The organism is Pseudomonas sp. IT-P44 (assembly GCF_949768225.1).
Taxonomy (GTDB): Bacteria; Pseudomonadota; Gammaproteobacteria; order Pseudomonadales; family Pseudomonadaceae; genus Aquipseudomonas; species Aquipseudomonas migulae.
Genome location: NZ_CATKQM010000013.1, coordinates 77625 through 92809, shown reverse-complemented (window position 1 = coordinate 92809; position 15185 = coordinate 77625). Strand labels below are relative to the sequence as shown.

Sequence of the window (15185 nt, the reverse complement as noted above, 5' to 3'; positions counted from 1 at the left end):
GCGCGCCAGGCGCAGTGTGAACGGCCCGACAATGCCGGGCCGCAGGTATCAGGCAGTTTTTTGCAGGCCGGCGACGGTGCGCGGCATGCCGACAAACCCTGGCAAGGCTTCGATGCGCGCCAGCCAGGCTCGCACGTTGGCGTAGTCCTCGAGCGACACGTTGCCTTCCGGTGCGTGGGCGATGTAACTGTAGGCGGCCACGTCGGCAATGGTCGGCTCGCTGCCGGTCAGGTAAACCGTATCCGCCAGTTCCTGATCGATCAGTTTGAGCCAGACGTGGGCGTAAGCGATCGTCTCTTCAGCCCTGTAAGGCGCGCCAAACACCGTGATCAACCGGGCCCGGCCCGGGCCAAAGGCAATCGGTCCAGCCGCCACTGACAACCAGCGTTGAACCTTGGCGGCGCCGAGCGGGTCGTCTGGCAGCCAGCGACCGTTACCGTATTTTTTCGCCAGGTAAACCAGAATCGCGTTGGAATCGGCCAGCACCACGCCTTGATCGTCGATGGCGGGGACCTGTCCGAACGGGTTGATCGCCAGGTAATCCGGCTGTTTGTGCGCACCCTTGGCCATATCGACCAGGATCAGCTCGGTCGGCAGTTGCAGCAGGGATAACATCAGCTCCACACGGTGAGCATGGCCGGAACGTGGGAAGTTGTAGAGTTTGATCGCTTGCATGGTCGACTCCGCTGGGTGGTGGCGCCGTTCTGAAACGATCAGCGCCGATGGGAGCCATCTTCCACTCCCAACCAAAACAACAGAATAACCAGCAAACGCAATCAATTATTTCAGCCAGTGCAATAACCCATCAGCCCTGCAAGGCCGGGTGTTCCCGCAGCGCTTTCACCGTGAAGTCGACAAAACTGCGAATCCGGGCCGGCGCATTGCGGCCGCCCTGATACACCACATGGATGGGCAATGGCGGCAGTTCGAAGTCAGCCAATACGATTTCCAGTTCGCCGGAAGCGACTTTACTGGCGACTTGATAAGACAGGACACGGGTGAATCCCAGCCCGAGACACGCAGCCGTAATGGCTGCCTGATTCGCCGTCACCACCAATCGCGATTCAACCCGCACGCTAAGTGGCTCGCGCGCATCCTGAAAAGGCCAGCTTTTAAGCTGACCAATAGCGGACGTCGAAATAACCGGTGCACGCGCCAGATCCTGAGGATGCACCGGCCTGCCCTGCGTCTCCAGAAATGGCGGAGCAGCGCAAATCACCCTCCGTACTTCGCCGACGCGGATCGCGTGCTGGTTGCTGTCGGGCAATTCACCGATGCGCACAGCCACATCAATCCCCTCCTCGACCATGCTCACTACCCGATCGACCAGCAAGCCGTTGATGCAGACTTCAGGAAACTGCTTCAGATAACTCACCATTACCGGCGTAACGAACAACTCGCCAAATAACACTGGCGCGGTGATCGTCAGTTGCCCACGGGGTTCGGCATGACTGCCCGCAGCTGAATCCTCCGCTTCCTGCACCTCGGCAAGAATCCTCCTGCAGTCTTCGAGATACCGCTGACCCGCCTCGCTCAAATGCACGCTGCGGGTGGTGCGCGTCAGCAACCGTGCACCAATGCGTTTTTCCAGCGCGGCCACGGCACGGGTAACACTGGCCGCCGACAGGCCCAAACGCCGCGCCGCAGCCGAGAAACCTTGGTCCTGGGCGACGGCGGCGAAGACCTGCATTTCCTGGAATCGGTCCACTGGGTATGTCCTCTACTCAGATAATCGCTACCGTCAGGCTGCGAATCCAATACGGCGTTCAAAACAATCTAGTCTGACATAACCGGGAATTTGCGAGGTCTTGATTATGGCAAAGGATAAGAAGCGCCCGCTTAAGCAGAACGCTGCCGACAGCTCGAAGATGACTAACAAGGACTACCTGGAAGAACTGCGCCGACTGCACGTCGAAACCGTCAAGTTGCAGGAGTGGGTACGGCAAAAAGGGATCAAGGTGTGCATTGTTTTCGAGGGCCGCGACGGTGCCGGCAAGGGAGGGACAATCAAGGCCCTGACTGAACGGGTGAGCCCGCGCATCTTTCGGGTGGTGGCGTTGAGCGCGCCGACCGAACGTGAGAAAACCCAGATGTATGTCCAGCGGTACCTGCCGCATCTGCCGGCGGCTGGCGAAGTGGTGATCTTCGATCGCAGTTGGTACAACCGTGCGGGCGTTGAACGCGTGATGGGGTTCTGCACCCAAGAGCAGGTTGACCGTTTCCTGAAGTCGATTCCGTTGGTGGAACGTGCAATCGTCGATTCAGGCGTCATCCTGATCAAATATTGGCTGGAGGTCAGCCAAGAGGAACAGACACGACGTCTTCAGGCACGCATCAAGGATGGACGCAAAATCTGGAAGCTCACCGGCATGGATCTCAAGTCATACAGCCGCTGGTACGACTATTCACGCGCCCGTGACGACATGTTCAAGATGACCGACACCGAACATGCCCCCTGGTTCGTGGCCAACTCCAATGACAAGCGACGGGCTCGCCTGAACATCATCACCGACCTGCTCAGCCGCATTCCCTATAAGGATGTTCCGAGGGAGCCTGTGAAGTTGCCCAAACGCCAGAAACCAGGCAGCTATCGAGAGCCGAATTATCCACTGCGATTGATAGAGGAAAAATTCTGAGCTGAATGTAAAAGGGGCAAGGTCCTGTGAACAACAGGAGCCCTGCCCCTCGATTCAGCTGTGGATAACTTATTCCACGGTGACTGACTTCGCCAGGTTGCGCGGCTGGTCAACGTCTGTGCCTTTCAACACCGCGACGTAGTACGACAGCAACTGCAACGGGATGGTGTAGAGGATCGGCGACAGAATGTCGTGGATGTGCGGCATGTGCACAACGTGGGTGCCTTCGCCGTTGGTCATGCCGGCCTGTTCGTCAGCGAAGACGATCAGCTGGCCGCCACGGGCGCGCACTTCCTGGAGGTTGGACTTCAACTTCTCCAGCAGTTCGTTGTTGGGCGCCACGGTCACGACCGGCATGTCGTTATCCACAAGCGCCAACGGGCCGTGTTTCAGTTCGCCGGCCGGGTAGGCTTCAGCGTGGATGTAGGAGATTTCCTTGAGTTTCAGGGCACCTTCCATCGCTACCGGGAATTGCGCGCCACGACCGAGGAACAGGGTGTGGTGTTTCTCGGCGAACAGCTCGGCGATTTTCTCCACCGTGCTGTCCATGGCCAGGGCTTCGCCCAGACGGGTCGGCAGACGACGCAGTTCTTCGACCAGGGTGGCTTCGACGCCTTTGGCCAAAGTGCCGCGCACTTGACCCAGGGACAGCGTCAGCAACAGCAGGCCAACCAACTGAGTGGTGAAGGCTTTGGTCGAGGCCACGCCGATTTCGCGACCGGCCTGGGTCAGCAAGGTCAGGTCGGACTCACGCACCAGCGAGCTGATGCCGACGTTGCAGATCGCCAGGCTGGCGAGGAAGCCCAGCTCCTTGGCGTTGCGCAGCGCGGCCAGGGTGTCGGCGGTTTCGCCGGACTGGGAAATGGTCACGAACAGGGTGTCGGGCTGCACCACGACTTTGCGATAGCGGAATTCGCTGGCGACTTCGACCTGGCACGGGATGCCGGCCAGCTCTTCCAGCCAGTAACGGGCGACCATGCCGGCGTGGTAGCTGGTGCCGCAGGCGACGATCTGCACGTTGCGCACTTTGGCGAACAGCTCGGCAGCCTGTGGGCCGAAAGCTTGTACCAACACACCTTCCGGGCTCAGACGACCTTCGAGGGTACGCTGCACCACAGCCGGTTGTTCGTGGATTTCCTTGAGCATGAAGTGGCGGAATTCGCCCTTGTCAGCCACGTCGGCACCGTCACGATACTGCACGGTTTGGCGCTCGACGACCTTGCCGCTAACGTCCCAGATCTGCACGCTATCGCGACGAATTTCGGCGATATCGCCTTCTTCCAGGTACATGAAGCGGTCAGTGACCTGGCGCAGGGCCAACTGGTCGGAAGCGAGGAAGTTTTCACCCAGGCCAAGGCCGATAACCAACGGGCTGCCACTGCGAGCGGCGAGCAGACGATCCGGTTGCCGAGCGCTGATCACGGCCAGGCCGTAAGCACCGTGCAACTCTTTAACGGTGGCCTTGAGGGCCACGGTCAGGTCGTTCAGATCTTTGAGTTTGTGGTTCAGCAGGTGGGCGATGACTTCAGTGTCGGTGTCCGATGTGAACACGTAACCCAATGCCTTGAGTTGTTCGCGCAGGGCTTCGTAGTTCTCGATGATGCCGTTGTGCACCACCGCCAGATCACCAGAGAAATGCGGGTGAGCGTTGCGCTCGCACGGCGCACCGTGAGTGGCCCAGCGAGTGTGGGCGATGCCCAGGCGACCGGCCAGCGGCTCGGCTTCGAGCGCCAGTTCCAGTTCGCTGACTTTACCCGGACGACGCATGCGCTCGAGCTGTTGGTCATTGGTATAGACCGCCACACCGGCGCTGTCATAGCCACGGTATTCCAGGCGCTTGAGGCCTTCGAGGAGGATGGCAGTGATGTTACGTTCTGCGACTGCACCGACAATTCCACACATGCTATTTCTCCTGACTGACAGCCGCGCATATCAGCGTGATACCGCGGGCTTGTATCTGATCGCGTGCCTCCAGCGGCAGGCGATCATCGGTAATTAGGGTATGGACGCTGCTCCATGGCAGCTCCAGGTTGGGAATCTTGCGGCCTATCTTGTCGGACTCCACCATCACAATCACTTCACGGGCAACATCCGCCATGACGCGGCTGAGTCCCAGCAATTCATTGAAGGTGGTGGTACCGCGTACCAGGTCGATGCCGTCGGCACCGATGAACAACTGATCGAAATCGTAGGAGCGCAGCACTTGCTCGGCGACCTGCCCCTGGAAAGACTCGGAATGCGGGTCCCAGGTACCGCCGGTCATTAGCAGCACCGGTTCGTGCTCGAGTTCACTCAAGGCGTTGGCGACATGAAGCGAGTTGGTCATCACCACCAGGCCCGGCTGTTGACCGAGTTCCGGAATCATCGCTGCCGTGGTGCTTCCGCTGTCGATGATGATCCGGGCATGCTCGCGGATCCGCGCAACGGCAGCACGGGCGATCGCCTGTTTGTACCTGGAAACCGGCTGCCCGATATCGGCAACCAGTTCCTGAGGCATGGTGATCGCACCGCCATACCGGCGCAACAAAAGACCATTGCTTTCGAGCGCCGCCAGGTCCTTGCGAATCGTAACTTCCGAGGTTTCGAAGCGCTTGGCCAATTCATCAACACTGACTTCGCCCTGCTCATTGAGCAAGGCGAGGATATTGTGACGGCGTTGAGGTGTATTGCGCTTCGACATGACCTGGTAAGTTTCGATTCGAAAGATAACGGAAGCAATCAAAACCTATTGGCGAAACTTCGTCAAGCTAAAGGCGATAAAAAGGTCTGTGGATAAAAGCTTCGCGGGCAAGTCGGATCGCCGCACCGCTCGCTCCTACGGGATCGTAGTCAATCCACATAATGTGTACGACTTTATCTGTAGGAGCGAGGCTTGCCCGCGAAGGCGATCTAACGAACACCGCAGACGCCTGTGGATAACTCAGCTTTTCTTGATTTTCACTGGCCGTTTCCAGCCATCGATATTCTTCTGGCGCGCACGTCCGACGGCCAGTTGCTCTTTATCCACATTCTGCGTGATGGTCGATCCGGCCGCAGTGGTCGCACCGCTAGAGATATCCACAGGCGCCACCAACGAGTTGTTGGAACCGATGAACACATCCTCACCCAACACGGTTTTCCACTTGTTGGCACCGTCATAGTTGCACGTGATGGTGCCTGCACCGATGTTGGTGCGTGCGCCAATCTCGGCATCGCCCAGATAGGCCAAGTGACCGGCCTTGGCGCCTTCGCCCATGTGAGCGTTTTTCAGCTCGACAAAGTTACCCACATGCGCGCGAGCCTCAAGCACGGAGCCGGGACGCAAGCGTGCGAATGGACCGGCATCACTGCCTTCGCCCATGATCGCGCCTTCGATATGACTGTTGGCCTTGATCACCACACCTTTGCGCAAAGTGCTGTCCTTGATCACGCAGTTCGGGCCGATCACCACGTCATCTTCGATGACAACCTTGCCTTCGAGAATCACGTTGATGTCGATCAGCACATCGCGACCAACAGTGATGTCACCGCGGACATCGAAACGTGCCGGGTCGCGCAGGGTCACGCCCTGGGCCATCAGCCGACGACCCGCGCGCAGTTGATAATGACGCTCGAGCTCGGAAAGCTGCTTGCGATCATTGGCACCCTGCACTTCCATCGCATCGTGAGGCTGCTCGGTCGCCACCACCAGACCATCACTGACTGCCATGGCAATCACGTCAGTCAGGTAGTACTCGCCCTGGGCGTTGTTGTTGGAGAGACGGCTCATCCAGCCGCCCAGTTGCGCGAACGGCAGCGCGAGAATACCGGTGTTGCCTTCAGTGATCGCACGCTCGGCTTCGTTGGCGTCTTTCTGCTCGACGATAGCCGTCACCTTGCCGGCAGCATCACGAACGATGCGGCCATAGCCGGTTGGATCATCCAGCTGAACGGTCAGCAAACCCAATTGCTGCGGCGCAACCTGCTTGAGCAAACGCTGAAGGGTCTCGACTTCGATCAACGGCACATCGCCGTAAAGAATCAGGACGGTGTCGGACTCAATGAACGGAACTGCCTGAGCAACCGCGTGGCCAGTACCCAGCTGTTTGTCCTGCAGGACGAAATTCAGATCATCGGCTGCCAGTCGCTCACGTACGGCGTCGGCCCCATGGCCAATCACCACGTGAATGCGCTGTGGATCAAGTTGCCGCGCACTGTGGATAACATGGCCAAGCATCGAGTTGCCGGCAATCGGATGCAGGACTTTCGGCAGTGCCGAACGCATGCGAGTGCCTTGGCCGGCAGCGAGGATAACAATTTCAAGAGACATGACTGGCTACCAATCCTGGATGGTCAGCGGCTGCGACCAGGTTATGAAAATCGGAAAAGAAAAAAGGGTAGCCGAGGCTACCCTTTTTAATCAATCGCGCAACAAGTGATGGCCTGTTAGTGGCCAAACTTCTTGCGGATCTGCTGGACGGTGCGCAGCTGAGCTGCAGCCTCGGCCAGACGTGCGGCAGCAGAACCGTAATCGAATTCCGCGCCCCGCTCATGCAAGGCCTTCTCGGCAGCCTTAACGGCTTCCTGAGCGGAGGCTTCGTCCAGGTCGGCAGCTCGTTGCACGGTGTCGGCAAGAACCTTGACCATGTTCGGCTGAACCTCGAGGAAACCACCGGAGATGTAATACACCTCCTCTTCCCCGCCCTGCTTGACCAGGCGGATCGGGCCAGGCTTGAGATTAGTGATCAGCGGCGCGTGGCCCAGGGCGATACCAAGATCACCCAGTGCACCGTGCGCAATCACCATCTCGACCAGGCCGGAAAAGATTTCTCCTTCCGCGCTGACGATATCGCAATGGACTGTCATAGCCATCTGATTGCCTCAACCTAAATTAGCGCCCGTTGCCGGGCGCCGGGATTACAGTTTCTTGGCTTTCTCGATCGCTTCTTCGATGCCGCCGACCATGTAGAACGCTTGTTCTGGCAGGTGGTCGTAGTCACCGTTGAGGATGCCTTTGAAGCCAGCAATGGTGTCTTTCAGGGAAACGTATTTACCCGAGGCACCGGTGAAGACTTCAGCCACGAAGAACGGCTGCGACAAGAAGCGCTGGATCTTACGAGCACGGTTTACCAACTGCTTGTCGGCTTCCGACAGCTCGTCCATACCCAGGATCGCAATGATGTCCTTCAGTTCTTTGTAACGCTGCAGAACGTACTGTACACCGCGAGCGGTATCGTAGTGGTCCTGGCCGATTACGTTCGGGTCCAGCTGGCGAGAAGTCGAGTCGAGTGGATCGACCGCTGGGTAGATACCCAGGGAAGCGATGTCACGGGACAGAACGACGGTGGCGTCCAAGTGGGCGAAGGTGGTCGCTGGCGACGGGTCAGTCAAGTCATCCGCAGGTACGTATACCGCTTGGATCGAGGTGATCGAACCGTTTTTGGTCGAAGTGATACGCTCTTGCAGAGTACCCATCTCTTCGGCCAGGGTCGGCTGGTAACCTACTGCGGAAGGCATACGGCCCAGCAGTGCGGATACTTCAGTACCGGCCAGGGTGTAACGATAGATGTTGTCGACGAACAGCAGAACGTCGTTACCTTCGTCACGGAACTTCTCGGCCATGGTCAGGCCGGTCAGTGCTACGCGCAGACGGTTACCCGGCGGCTCGTTCATCTGACCGTAAACCAGTGCCACTTTGTCCAGAACGTTGGAGTCCTTCATCTCGTGGTAGAAGTCGTTACCCTCACGAGTACGCTCACCCACACCGGCGAACACGGAATAACCGCTGTGCTCGATGGCGATGTTACGGATCAGTTCCATCATGTTTACGGTTTTGCCTACACCGGCACCACCGAACAGACCAACTTTACCACCCTTGGCGAACGGGCAAACCAGGTCGATAACCTTGATGCCGGTTTCCAGCAGGTCGTTGCCGCCCGCTTGCTCAGCGAAGGTTGGCGCAGGACGGTGAATGCCCCAGCGCTCTTCGGTGGCGATCGGACCAGCTTCGTCGATCGGGTTGCCCAGTACGTCCATGATCCGGCCCAGAGTCGCTTTACCGACCGGTACGGAGATGGCTGCGCCAGAGTCGGTGACTTCCAGACCGCGCTTCAAGCCCTCGGTGGAACCCATCGCAATGGTACGAACCACGCCGTCGCCCAGCTGCTGCTGAACTTCGAGAGTGGTGCCTGCATCGCTTTTTACACTCAAAGCGTTGTAGATGCTCGGTACGCTGTCGCGTGGGAATTCCACGTCGATAACGGCGCCGATGATTTGAACGATACGTCCGCTACTCATAGCTGGATCCTCTGAATATTTGAACCGTTAAACCGCGGCAGCGCCGCCGACGATTTCCGAGATCTCTTGGGTGATCGCAGCCTGACGCGCCTTGTTGTAGACCAGCTGCAAATCGCTGATCAAATCACCGGCGTTGTCGGTAGCGTTCTTCATCGCGATCATCCGCGCAGCTTGTTCAGCCGCGTTGTTCTCGACCACCGCCTGGTAGACCTGCGACTCCACGTAACGGACCATCAAGCCGTCAAGCAGCTCTTTGGCGTCCGGTTCGTACAGATAATCCCAGTGGTGCTTGAGTCCTTGATCCGGGGTTGCCACCAGTGGAATCAACTGCTCCACGGTAGGCGTTTGCGTCATGGTGTTGATGAACTTGTTGGATACCACGGACAGGCGGTCAATACGGCCGTCCAGGTAGGCATCCAGCATCACCTTGACGCTGCCGATCAGGTCATTGATCGACGGCTCTTCACCCAGGTGGCTGATAGCTGCTACGACGTTACCGCCGAAGTTGCGGAAAAAAGCCGCACCCTTGCTACCAACAACACACAGATCAATCTCGACGCCGTTTTCGCGGTTTACCGCCATGTCCTTGACCAGAGCCTTGAACAGGTTGGTGTTCAAGCCACCACACAGACCACGGTCACTGCTCACCACGACATAACCAACGCGCTTTACTTCACGGTCGATCATGAATGGGTGGCGATATTCCGGGTTAGCGTTGGCCAAATGGCCAATAACCTGGCGGATGCGCTCCGCGTAAGGACGGCTAGCAGCCATGCGCATTTGTGCCTTGCGCATTTTACTGACCGCCACTTTTTCCATGGCGCTGGTAATCTTTTGCGTGCTTTTGATGCTCGCAATCTTACTGCGAATCTCTTTTGCGCCTGCCATGTAACACCTATCAGGTTAGCAAGCGGGAGCCTTGCGGCTCCCGCTGCGGCTTACCAGGTTTGGGTGGCCTTGAACTTCTCGATACCGGCTTTCATGCCAGCGTCGATTTCGTCATTGAAGTCACCCTTCACGTTGATCTTCGCCATCAATTCGGCGTGATCGCGGTTGAAGAAAGCAATCAGCGCTTGTTCGAAGCTGCCGATCTTGGCGATTTCAACGTCAGTCAGGAACCCACGCTCAGCGGCATACAGCGACAGCGCCATGTCAGCGATCGACATTGGTGCGTATTGCTTCTGCTTCATCAGCTCGGTAACGCGCTGACCATGCTCAAGTTGCTTACGGGTCGCTTCGTCCAGGTCAGAAGCGAACTGGGCGAATGCCGCCAGTTCACGGTACTGAGCCAGAGCGGTACGGATACCACCGGAGAGCTTCTTGATGATCTTGGTCTGAGCGGCACCACCCACACGGGATACCGAAACACCGGCGTTCACAGCAGGACGGATCCCGGAGTTGAACATGGCCGATTCCAGGAAGATCTGACCGTCGGTGATGGAAATCACGTTGGTCGGAACGAACGCGGAAACGTCGCCAGCCTGGGTTTCGATGATCGGCAGTGCGGTCAGGGAACCGGTTTTGCCGGTCACTGCACCGTTGGTGAACTTCTCTACGTATTCTTCCGAAACGCGGGATGCGCGCTCCAGCAGACGGGAGTGGAGATAGAACACGTCGCCTGGGTAAGCTTCACGGCCTGGTGGACGGCGCAGCAGCAGGGAAATCTGGCGGTAAGCCACTGCTTGCTTGGACAGATCGTCATAAACGATCAGCGCGTCTTCACCGCGGTCGCGGAAGTACTCACCCATGGTGCAACCGGAGTACGGTGCCAGGAATTGCAGTGCTGCAGATTCCGAAGCGCTCGCTGCCACGACGATGGTGTTAGCCAGTGCGCCGTTTTCTTCCAGCTTGCGAACCACGTTGGCGATGGTCGATTGTTTCTGACCGATCGCTACGTAGACGCAGAAAATGCCGCTGTTTTTCTGGTTGATGATCGCGTCGATCGCCAGAGCGGTTTTACCGATCTGACGGTCACCGATGATCAGCTCACGCTGGCCACGGCCGACAGGGATCATGGCATCGACAGCCTTGTAGCCAGTCTGTACAGGCTGGTCTACCGACTTACGCCAGATCACGCCTGGAGCAACTTTCTCGACCGCGTCGGTCTCGGTGTTGTTCAGCGGACCTTTGCCATCAACTGGGTTACCCAGTGCGTCGACTACGCGACCCAGCAGTTCCTTACCAACCGGAACTTCGAGGATACGGCCGGTGCACTTGGCGCTCATGCCTTCAGCCAGAGTCTGGTATGCGCCCAATACAACGGCACCTACAGAGTCTTGCTCCAGGTTGAGGGCCATACCGAAGACGCCGCCCGGAAACTCGATCATCTCGCCGTACATTACGTCGGCCAGACCGTGAATCCGCACGATACCGTCAGATACGCTGACGACAGTGCCTTCGTTACGGGCTTGGGAGGTCACATCGAGCTTGTCGATGCGGCCCTTGATAATTTCACTTATTTCGGAAGGATTGAGTTGCTGCATTGCTCTGCTGCCCCTTCAAACTCAAGATTTCAATGCTTCGGCAAGGCTCGCGAGTTTGCCGCGAACCGAGCCATCGATAACCAGGTCGCCGGCGCGGATGACAATGCCCCCAATAAGGGATTTGTCTTCCTCGACTTGCAGGCGCACTTCCCGGTTGAGTCGTGCACTGAGAACCTTGGCGAGTTTGTCTTGCTGTTCTTGGTTCAATGCAAAAGCACTGGTCACTTCAACGTCTACCGACTTCTCTTGTTCGGCCTTGTACAGGTCGAACAGAGCGGATATCTCCGGCAACAGCGGGAGACGGTCGTTTTCGGCAACGACGTTGATGAAGTTCTGTGCCTTGGCATCAAACTTGTCGCCGCACACGTCAATAAACGTGGCGGCCTTGTCTGCGCTCGTCAGTCGCGGGGCCTTGAGCACGCGCTGCATGGTGTCGTCTTGCGACACTGCTGCAGCCAGGCCGAGCATGGCTGACCAAGAGGCCAGTTGCTGGTGGGCCTGGGCGTGCTCGAAGGCTGCCTTAGCGTAAGGTCGGGCCAACGTGGTCAATTCTGCCATGATCGCCCTCGCTTAAATTTCAGCAGCCAGTTTGTTTACCAGCTCCGCGTGCGCGTTTTGATCGATTGTGGCACCCAGGATCTTCTCGGCGCCGCCAACGGCCAGTGCACCCAGTTGGGCACGCAGCGCGTCTTTGACACTGTTCAGTTCCTGCTCGATCTCGGCCTGAGCCTGAACCTTCACACGGTCAGCGTCGATACGGGCTTTTTCAACAGCCTCTTCAACGATCTGATTACCGCGTTTCTTGGCTTGCTCAATGATTTCAGCTGCCTGAGCCTTAGCTTCGCGCAGTTGTTGACCCGCTTTATCTTGGGCCAACTCCAGGTCGCGAGCTGCTCGGGCGGCAGCGTCCAGTCCATCCGCGATCTTCTTCTGACGTTCGTGCAAAGCCGCGATGACCGGAGGCCACACGAACTTCATGCAAAACAGTACAAAAATGAAGAACGCAACGGACTGGCCAATCAGGGTTGCATTAATGTTCACGCCAACACCTCGCTCGTTCGTTGCACATCAAACCAATCACTCGAAGGTTCGAGTGATTAGCCAGCGAGTTGACCAACGAATGGGTTCGCGAAGGTGAAGAACAGAGCGATACCAACACCGATCATGGTTACGGCGTCGAGCAGACCGGCAACGATGAACATTTTAACTTGCAGCATTGGAACCATTTCTGGCTGACGCGCTGCGCCTTCCAGGAACTTGCCGCCCAACAGGCCGAAACCAATTGCGGTACCCAGTGCGCCCAGGCCGATCAACAGTGCAACAGCGATAGCGGTTAGACCAACTACAGTTTCCATCTTTCCTCCCGACTTTTACGTCGTATGGTTTAGGTTTTTTAGATTTTAAAGCGGTAAAACAAATCGTTTCATAGCCCTGTTCGGGCCCCCACCCGTTTGACCGGATGGGACATCAGACTAGTCGAGACTGGCCTTAATGGTTCTCTTCGTGCGCCATCGAAAGGTAAACGATGGTCAGCATCATGAAGATAAACGCCTGCAGGGTGATGATCAGGATGTGGAACACAGCCCACGCCCACTGCAGAACTACGCCCAGGCCGCTAAGCCAGAGCAGACCGCTGCCGAACATCACAGCAATCAGAATGAAGACCAGCTCGCCGGCGTACATGTTGCCGAACAGACGCAGTGCCAGGGAGATTGGCTTGGCTACCAGCGTCACGAACTCCAGCAGGAAGTTCACCGGAATCAGCAGGGCCTGAACGAAGATGTTCTTGCTGCCGAACGGGTGCAGGGTCAGCTCGCCGACGAAGCCGCCGATGCCCTTGACCTTGATGCTGTAGAAAATGATCAACGCGAACACCGACAGGGCCATGCCCAGGGTAGCGTTCGGGTCAGTGGTCGATACGGCACGGAACGGAATGTGCGCATCGCCAGTGATCAGGATGGCCAGCTGAGGAATCCAGTCGACCGGGATCAGGTCGACGGCGTTCATCAGGAAGACCCAGACGAAGATGGTCAGTGCCAGCGGTGCAATCACCGGGCTACGGCCATGGAAGCTGTCTTTCACGCTGCCATCGACGAATTCGACCAATACTTCAACGAAGTTCTGCAAAGCACCAGGCTGACCGGAAGTCGCTTTCTTTGCCGCCATGCGGAAAAGAAGAACGAAGATCAGACCCAAAGCGACCGACCAGCCGAGGGTATCGACGTGGAAAGCCCAGAAGCCCATTTCTTTGGCTTCTGCTGCGGTGTGGGCAAAACCCCACCCGCCGGTTGGGTGCTGACCGAAGGTCAGGTTCTGCAAGTGGTGCTGGATATAGCCCGAAGCGGTTGTTTCTGCCATGGTTGCCTCAAACGCCCTAAGGTCTCGAAAGTCTTGTTCTCATCAGCAGGGGCGCGAACCAGCTGACCAGTTGGGTCAACACGAAGACGCCGAATACAGCTAGCGGCGCCAATGGCTTCACACCTGCAAACGTCAATGCAAAAAGCACTGCCGTCAAAATCAGTTTGCCCGCCTCGCCGGCATAAAAAGACCGGACGATGGCTTGAGCTGCTCGGGCGCCGGAAAACCGAAATGCCCTGTGAGCGAAATAAACATTGGGTAGCAAGGCTATCAGGCCTCCGCAGAGTCCTGAGTACCCGGCAACGACTCCGTGCCATTGCCACAGCGCCAAAGCGGCGATCAGCAACACGACAAACTGAGCCATCAACACCGGAAAAACTGCCAGGCGATGGAACGGCAAGCGGTTTGGCGTGCGGGTTTCCATCACTAATACTCCCCAATGGTCGGCTGCCAGAATTCAATAACTTGGCATAATTTGTGCCGACAAAATGCGCGCAGAGTATAGGGGCGGTTCTGCCCCTATTCAACTGTCAGGTAGTGATTTCCGACTGCACGCTACATGAGGAAATGTTTCAGCGAATGTGTGCGAGCACACCCTGAAGCTCATCGAGGGAGTTGTAACCAATGACCAACTGCCCTTTCCCCTTCTTTCCGTGTCGGATCTGCACCGCAGAGCCTAGGCGCTCAGCCAGACGCTGCTCGAGTCGGGCGATATCCGGGTCCGGTTTTACCGGTTCGGCAGGCTCCTGTTTGCCACTCAACCACTGGCGAACCAGTGCCTCAGTCTGGCGCACAGTCAGCCCCCGTGCGACAACATGTCGCGCCCCTTCAACCTGTTGATTCTCCGGCAAACCAAGCAAAGCACGGGCATGACCCATTTCCAGGTCACCGTGCGACAGCATGGTCTTGATAACTTCCGGCAATGCGATCAAGCGTAGCAGGTTGGCCACAGTCACGCGGGATTTGCCCACCGCTTCGGCCACTTGTTGCTGAGTCAGCTGGAATTCCTGCTGCAAACGCTGCAGGGCCACCGCTTCTTCGATCGGATTGAGGTCTTCGCGCTGGATGTTCTCGATCAGCGCCATGGCGATGGCGGTTTCATCCGGCACATCGCGCACCATCGCCGGGATGGTTTCCTGGCCAGCCTGCTGGCTGGCACGCCAGCGACGTTCGCCGGCGATGATTTCGAAGCGGCCGCTGCCGATCGGGCGAACCACAATCGGCTGCATCACGCCCTGGGCCTTGATCGATTGCGCCAGTTCTTCCAGCGCTTGCGGGTCCATGTCCCGACGCGGCTGATACTTGCCGCGCTGGATCAGGTCTAGGGGCAAATGCTGCAGCTCACGCTGATCGGCTTGTACAGCCTGCTCTTCCAGCGAGCTGACAGTCGGACCGCTCAGCAGTGCATCCAGTCCACGTCCGAGACCTCGTTTCTTGACGGCCATGGGGATTC

General features: G+C 57.7%; 16 protein-coding genes. 1 reads left to right on the top strand and 15 read right to left on the bottom strand.

Annotation, left to right across the window (positions count from 1 at the left end; genetic code table 11):
• Positions 1–48: 48 nt before the first annotated feature.
• Positions 49–675: a glutathione S-transferase family protein gene (locus ACM6IO_RS07415; RefSeq protein ID WP_008041372.1), complete on the bottom strand. Its 627-nt coding sequence runs from the start codon at positions 673–675 to the stop codon at positions 49–51.
• Positions 676–805: 130 nt separating this feature from the next.
• Positions 806–1708, bottom strand: coding sequence for a LysR family transcriptional regulator (locus tag ACM6IO_RS07410; protein WP_414911231.1), 903 nt, complete (start codon positions 1706–1708; stop codon positions 806–808).
• Between the two features lie 106 nt (positions 1709–1814).
• Between ACM6IO_RS07410 and ppk2 the strand changes: the two genes are divergently transcribed.
• On the top strand, positions 1815–2636 hold the full coding sequence (ppk2, locus tag ACM6IO_RS07405; RefSeq protein WP_192228150.1) for a polyphosphate kinase 2: 822 nt from the start codon (positions 1815–1817) through the stop codon (positions 2634–2636).
• A 69-nt stretch (positions 2637–2705) separates the two neighbouring features.
• Here ppk2 and glmS read toward each other — a convergent pair whose 3' ends face one another.
• The 13 genes from glmS to ACM6IO_RS07340 form a co-directional block, all read right to left on the bottom strand.
• Positions 2706–4538, bottom strand: a complete 1833-nt coding sequence (glmS, locus tag ACM6IO_RS07400) for a glutamine--fructose-6-phosphate transaminase (isomerizing) (protein WP_414911230.1) — start codon at positions 4536–4538, stop codon at positions 2706–2708.
• Between the two features lies 1 nt (position 4539).
• Positions 4540–5316 carry a DeoR family transcriptional regulator gene (locus ACM6IO_RS07395; RefSeq protein WP_008027522.1) on the bottom strand — a complete coding sequence of 259 codons (777 nt, stop codon included), beginning with the start codon at positions 5314–5316 and terminating at the stop codon, positions 4540–4542.
• Between the two features lie 240 nt (positions 5317–5556).
• Positions 5557–6924 carry a bifunctional UDP-N-acetylglucosamine diphosphorylase/glucosamine-1-phosphate N-acetyltransferase GlmU gene (glmU, locus tag ACM6IO_RS07390; protein WP_192228149.1) on the bottom strand — a complete coding sequence of 456 codons (1368 nt, stop codon included), beginning with the start codon at positions 6922–6924 and terminating at the stop codon, positions 5557–5559.
• A gap of 116 nt (positions 6925–7040) precedes the next feature.
• Positions 7041–7466: a F0F1 ATP synthase subunit epsilon gene (locus ACM6IO_RS07385; RefSeq protein ID WP_007969909.1), complete on the bottom strand. Its 426-nt coding sequence runs from the start codon at positions 7464–7466 to the stop codon at positions 7041–7043.
• Between the two features lie 45 nt (positions 7467–7511).
• Complete coding sequence (gene atpD, locus ACM6IO_RS07380; protein ID WP_008027526.1) at positions 7512–8891, bottom strand: F0F1 ATP synthase subunit beta; 1380 nt, start codon at positions 8889–8891, stop codon at positions 7512–7514.
• 27 nt (positions 8892–8918) lie between these two features.
• The gene (gene atpG, locus ACM6IO_RS07375; protein ID WP_008027528.1) at positions 8919–9779 is read right to left on the bottom strand and encodes a F0F1 ATP synthase subunit gamma; all 861 of its coding nucleotides are present in this window, start codon (positions 9777–9779) and stop codon (positions 8919–8921) included.
• Between the two features lie 50 nt (positions 9780–9829).
• The gene (gene atpA / locus ACM6IO_RS07370; RefSeq protein WP_008027530.1) at positions 9830–11374 is read right to left on the bottom strand and encodes a F0F1 ATP synthase subunit alpha; all 1545 of its coding nucleotides are present in this window, start codon (positions 11372–11374) and stop codon (positions 9830–9832) included.
• Between the two features lie 21 nt (positions 11375–11395).
• Positions 11396–11932, bottom strand: coding sequence for a F0F1 ATP synthase subunit delta (locus ACM6IO_RS07365; RefSeq protein WP_008027533.1), 537 nt, complete (start codon positions 11930–11932; stop codon positions 11396–11398).
• Between the two features lie 12 nt (positions 11933–11944).
• The gene (locus ACM6IO_RS07360; protein ID WP_008027535.1) at positions 11945–12415 is read right to left on the bottom strand and encodes a F0F1 ATP synthase subunit B; all 471 of its coding nucleotides are present in this window, start codon (positions 12413–12415) and stop codon (positions 11945–11947) included.
• A 56-nt stretch (positions 12416–12471) separates the two neighbouring features.
• Entirely contained in the window at positions 12472–12729 is a 258-nt protein-coding gene (gene atpE / locus ACM6IO_RS07355; RefSeq protein WP_002555987.1) for a F0F1 ATP synthase subunit C, read from the bottom strand.
• 133 nt (positions 12730–12862) lie between these two features.
• Complete coding sequence (gene atpB / locus ACM6IO_RS07350) at positions 12863–13732, bottom strand: F0F1 ATP synthase subunit A (protein ID WP_008027537.1); 870 nt, start codon at positions 13730–13732, stop codon at positions 12863–12865.
• 16 nt (positions 13733–13748) lie between these two features.
• Entirely contained in the window at positions 13749–14156 is a 408-nt protein-coding gene (locus tag ACM6IO_RS07345) for a F0F1 ATP synthase subunit I (RefSeq protein ID WP_008027539.1), read from the bottom strand.
• Positions 14157–14304: 148 nt separating this feature from the next.
• The gene (locus ACM6IO_RS07340; RefSeq protein ID WP_008027541.1) at positions 14305–15177 is read right to left on the bottom strand and encodes a ParB/RepB/Spo0J family partition protein; all 873 of its coding nucleotides are present in this window, start codon (positions 15175–15177) and stop codon (positions 14305–14307) included.
• Between the last annotated feature and the right edge of the window lie 8 nt (positions 15178–15185).

Coding starts and splice junctions, on each gene's coding strand:
- ACM6IO_RS07340 (WP_008027541.1), bottom strand. CDS start 15,177: ATGGCCGTCAAGAAACGAGGTCTCGGACGTGGACTGGATGCACTGCTG.
- atpB (WP_008027537.1), bottom strand. CDS start 13,732: ATGGCAGAAACAACCGCTTCGGGCTATATCCAGCACCACTTGCAGAAC.
- glmU (WP_192228149.1), bottom strand. CDS start 6,924: ATGTCTCTTGAAATTGTTATCCTCGCTGCCGGCCAAGGCACTCGCATG.
- atpG (WP_008027528.1), bottom strand. CDS start 9,779: ATGGCAGGCGCAAAAGAGATTCGCAGTAAGATTGCGAGCATCAAAAGC.
- ACM6IO_RS07365 (WP_008027533.1), bottom strand. CDS start 11,932: ATGGCAGAATTGACCACGTTGGCCCGACCTTACGCTAAGGCAGCCTTC.
- atpA (WP_008027530.1), bottom strand. CDS start 11,374: ATGCAGCAACTCAATCCTTCCGAAATAAGTGAAATTATCAAGGGCCGC.
- glmS (WP_414911230.1), bottom strand. CDS start 4,538: ATGTGTGGAATTGTCGGTGCAGTCGCAGAACGTAACATCACTGCCATC.
- atpE (WP_002555987.1), bottom strand. CDS start 12,729: ATGGAAACTGTAGTTGGTCTAACCGCTATCGCTGTTGCACTGTTGATC.
- ACM6IO_RS07395 (WP_008027522.1), bottom strand. CDS start 5,316: ATGTCGAAGCGCAATACACCTCAACGCCGTCACAATATCCTCGCCTTG.
- ACM6IO_RS07345 (WP_008027539.1), bottom strand. CDS start 14,156: ATGGAAACCCGCACGCCAAACCGCTTGCCGTTCCATCGCCTGGCAGTT.
- ppk2 (WP_192228150.1), top strand. CDS start 1,815: ATGGCAAAGGATAAGAAGCGCCCGCTTAAGCAGAACGCTGCCGACAGC.
- ACM6IO_RS07415 (WP_008041372.1), bottom strand. CDS start 675: ATGCAAGCGATCAAACTCTACAACTTCCCACGTTCCGGCCATGCTCAC.
- atpD (WP_008027526.1), bottom strand. CDS start 8,891: ATGAGTAGCGGACGTATCGTTCAAATCATCGGCGCCGTTATCGACGTG.
- ACM6IO_RS07385 (WP_007969909.1), bottom strand. CDS start 7,466: ATGGCTATGACAGTCCATTGCGATATCGTCAGCGCGGAAGGAGAAATC.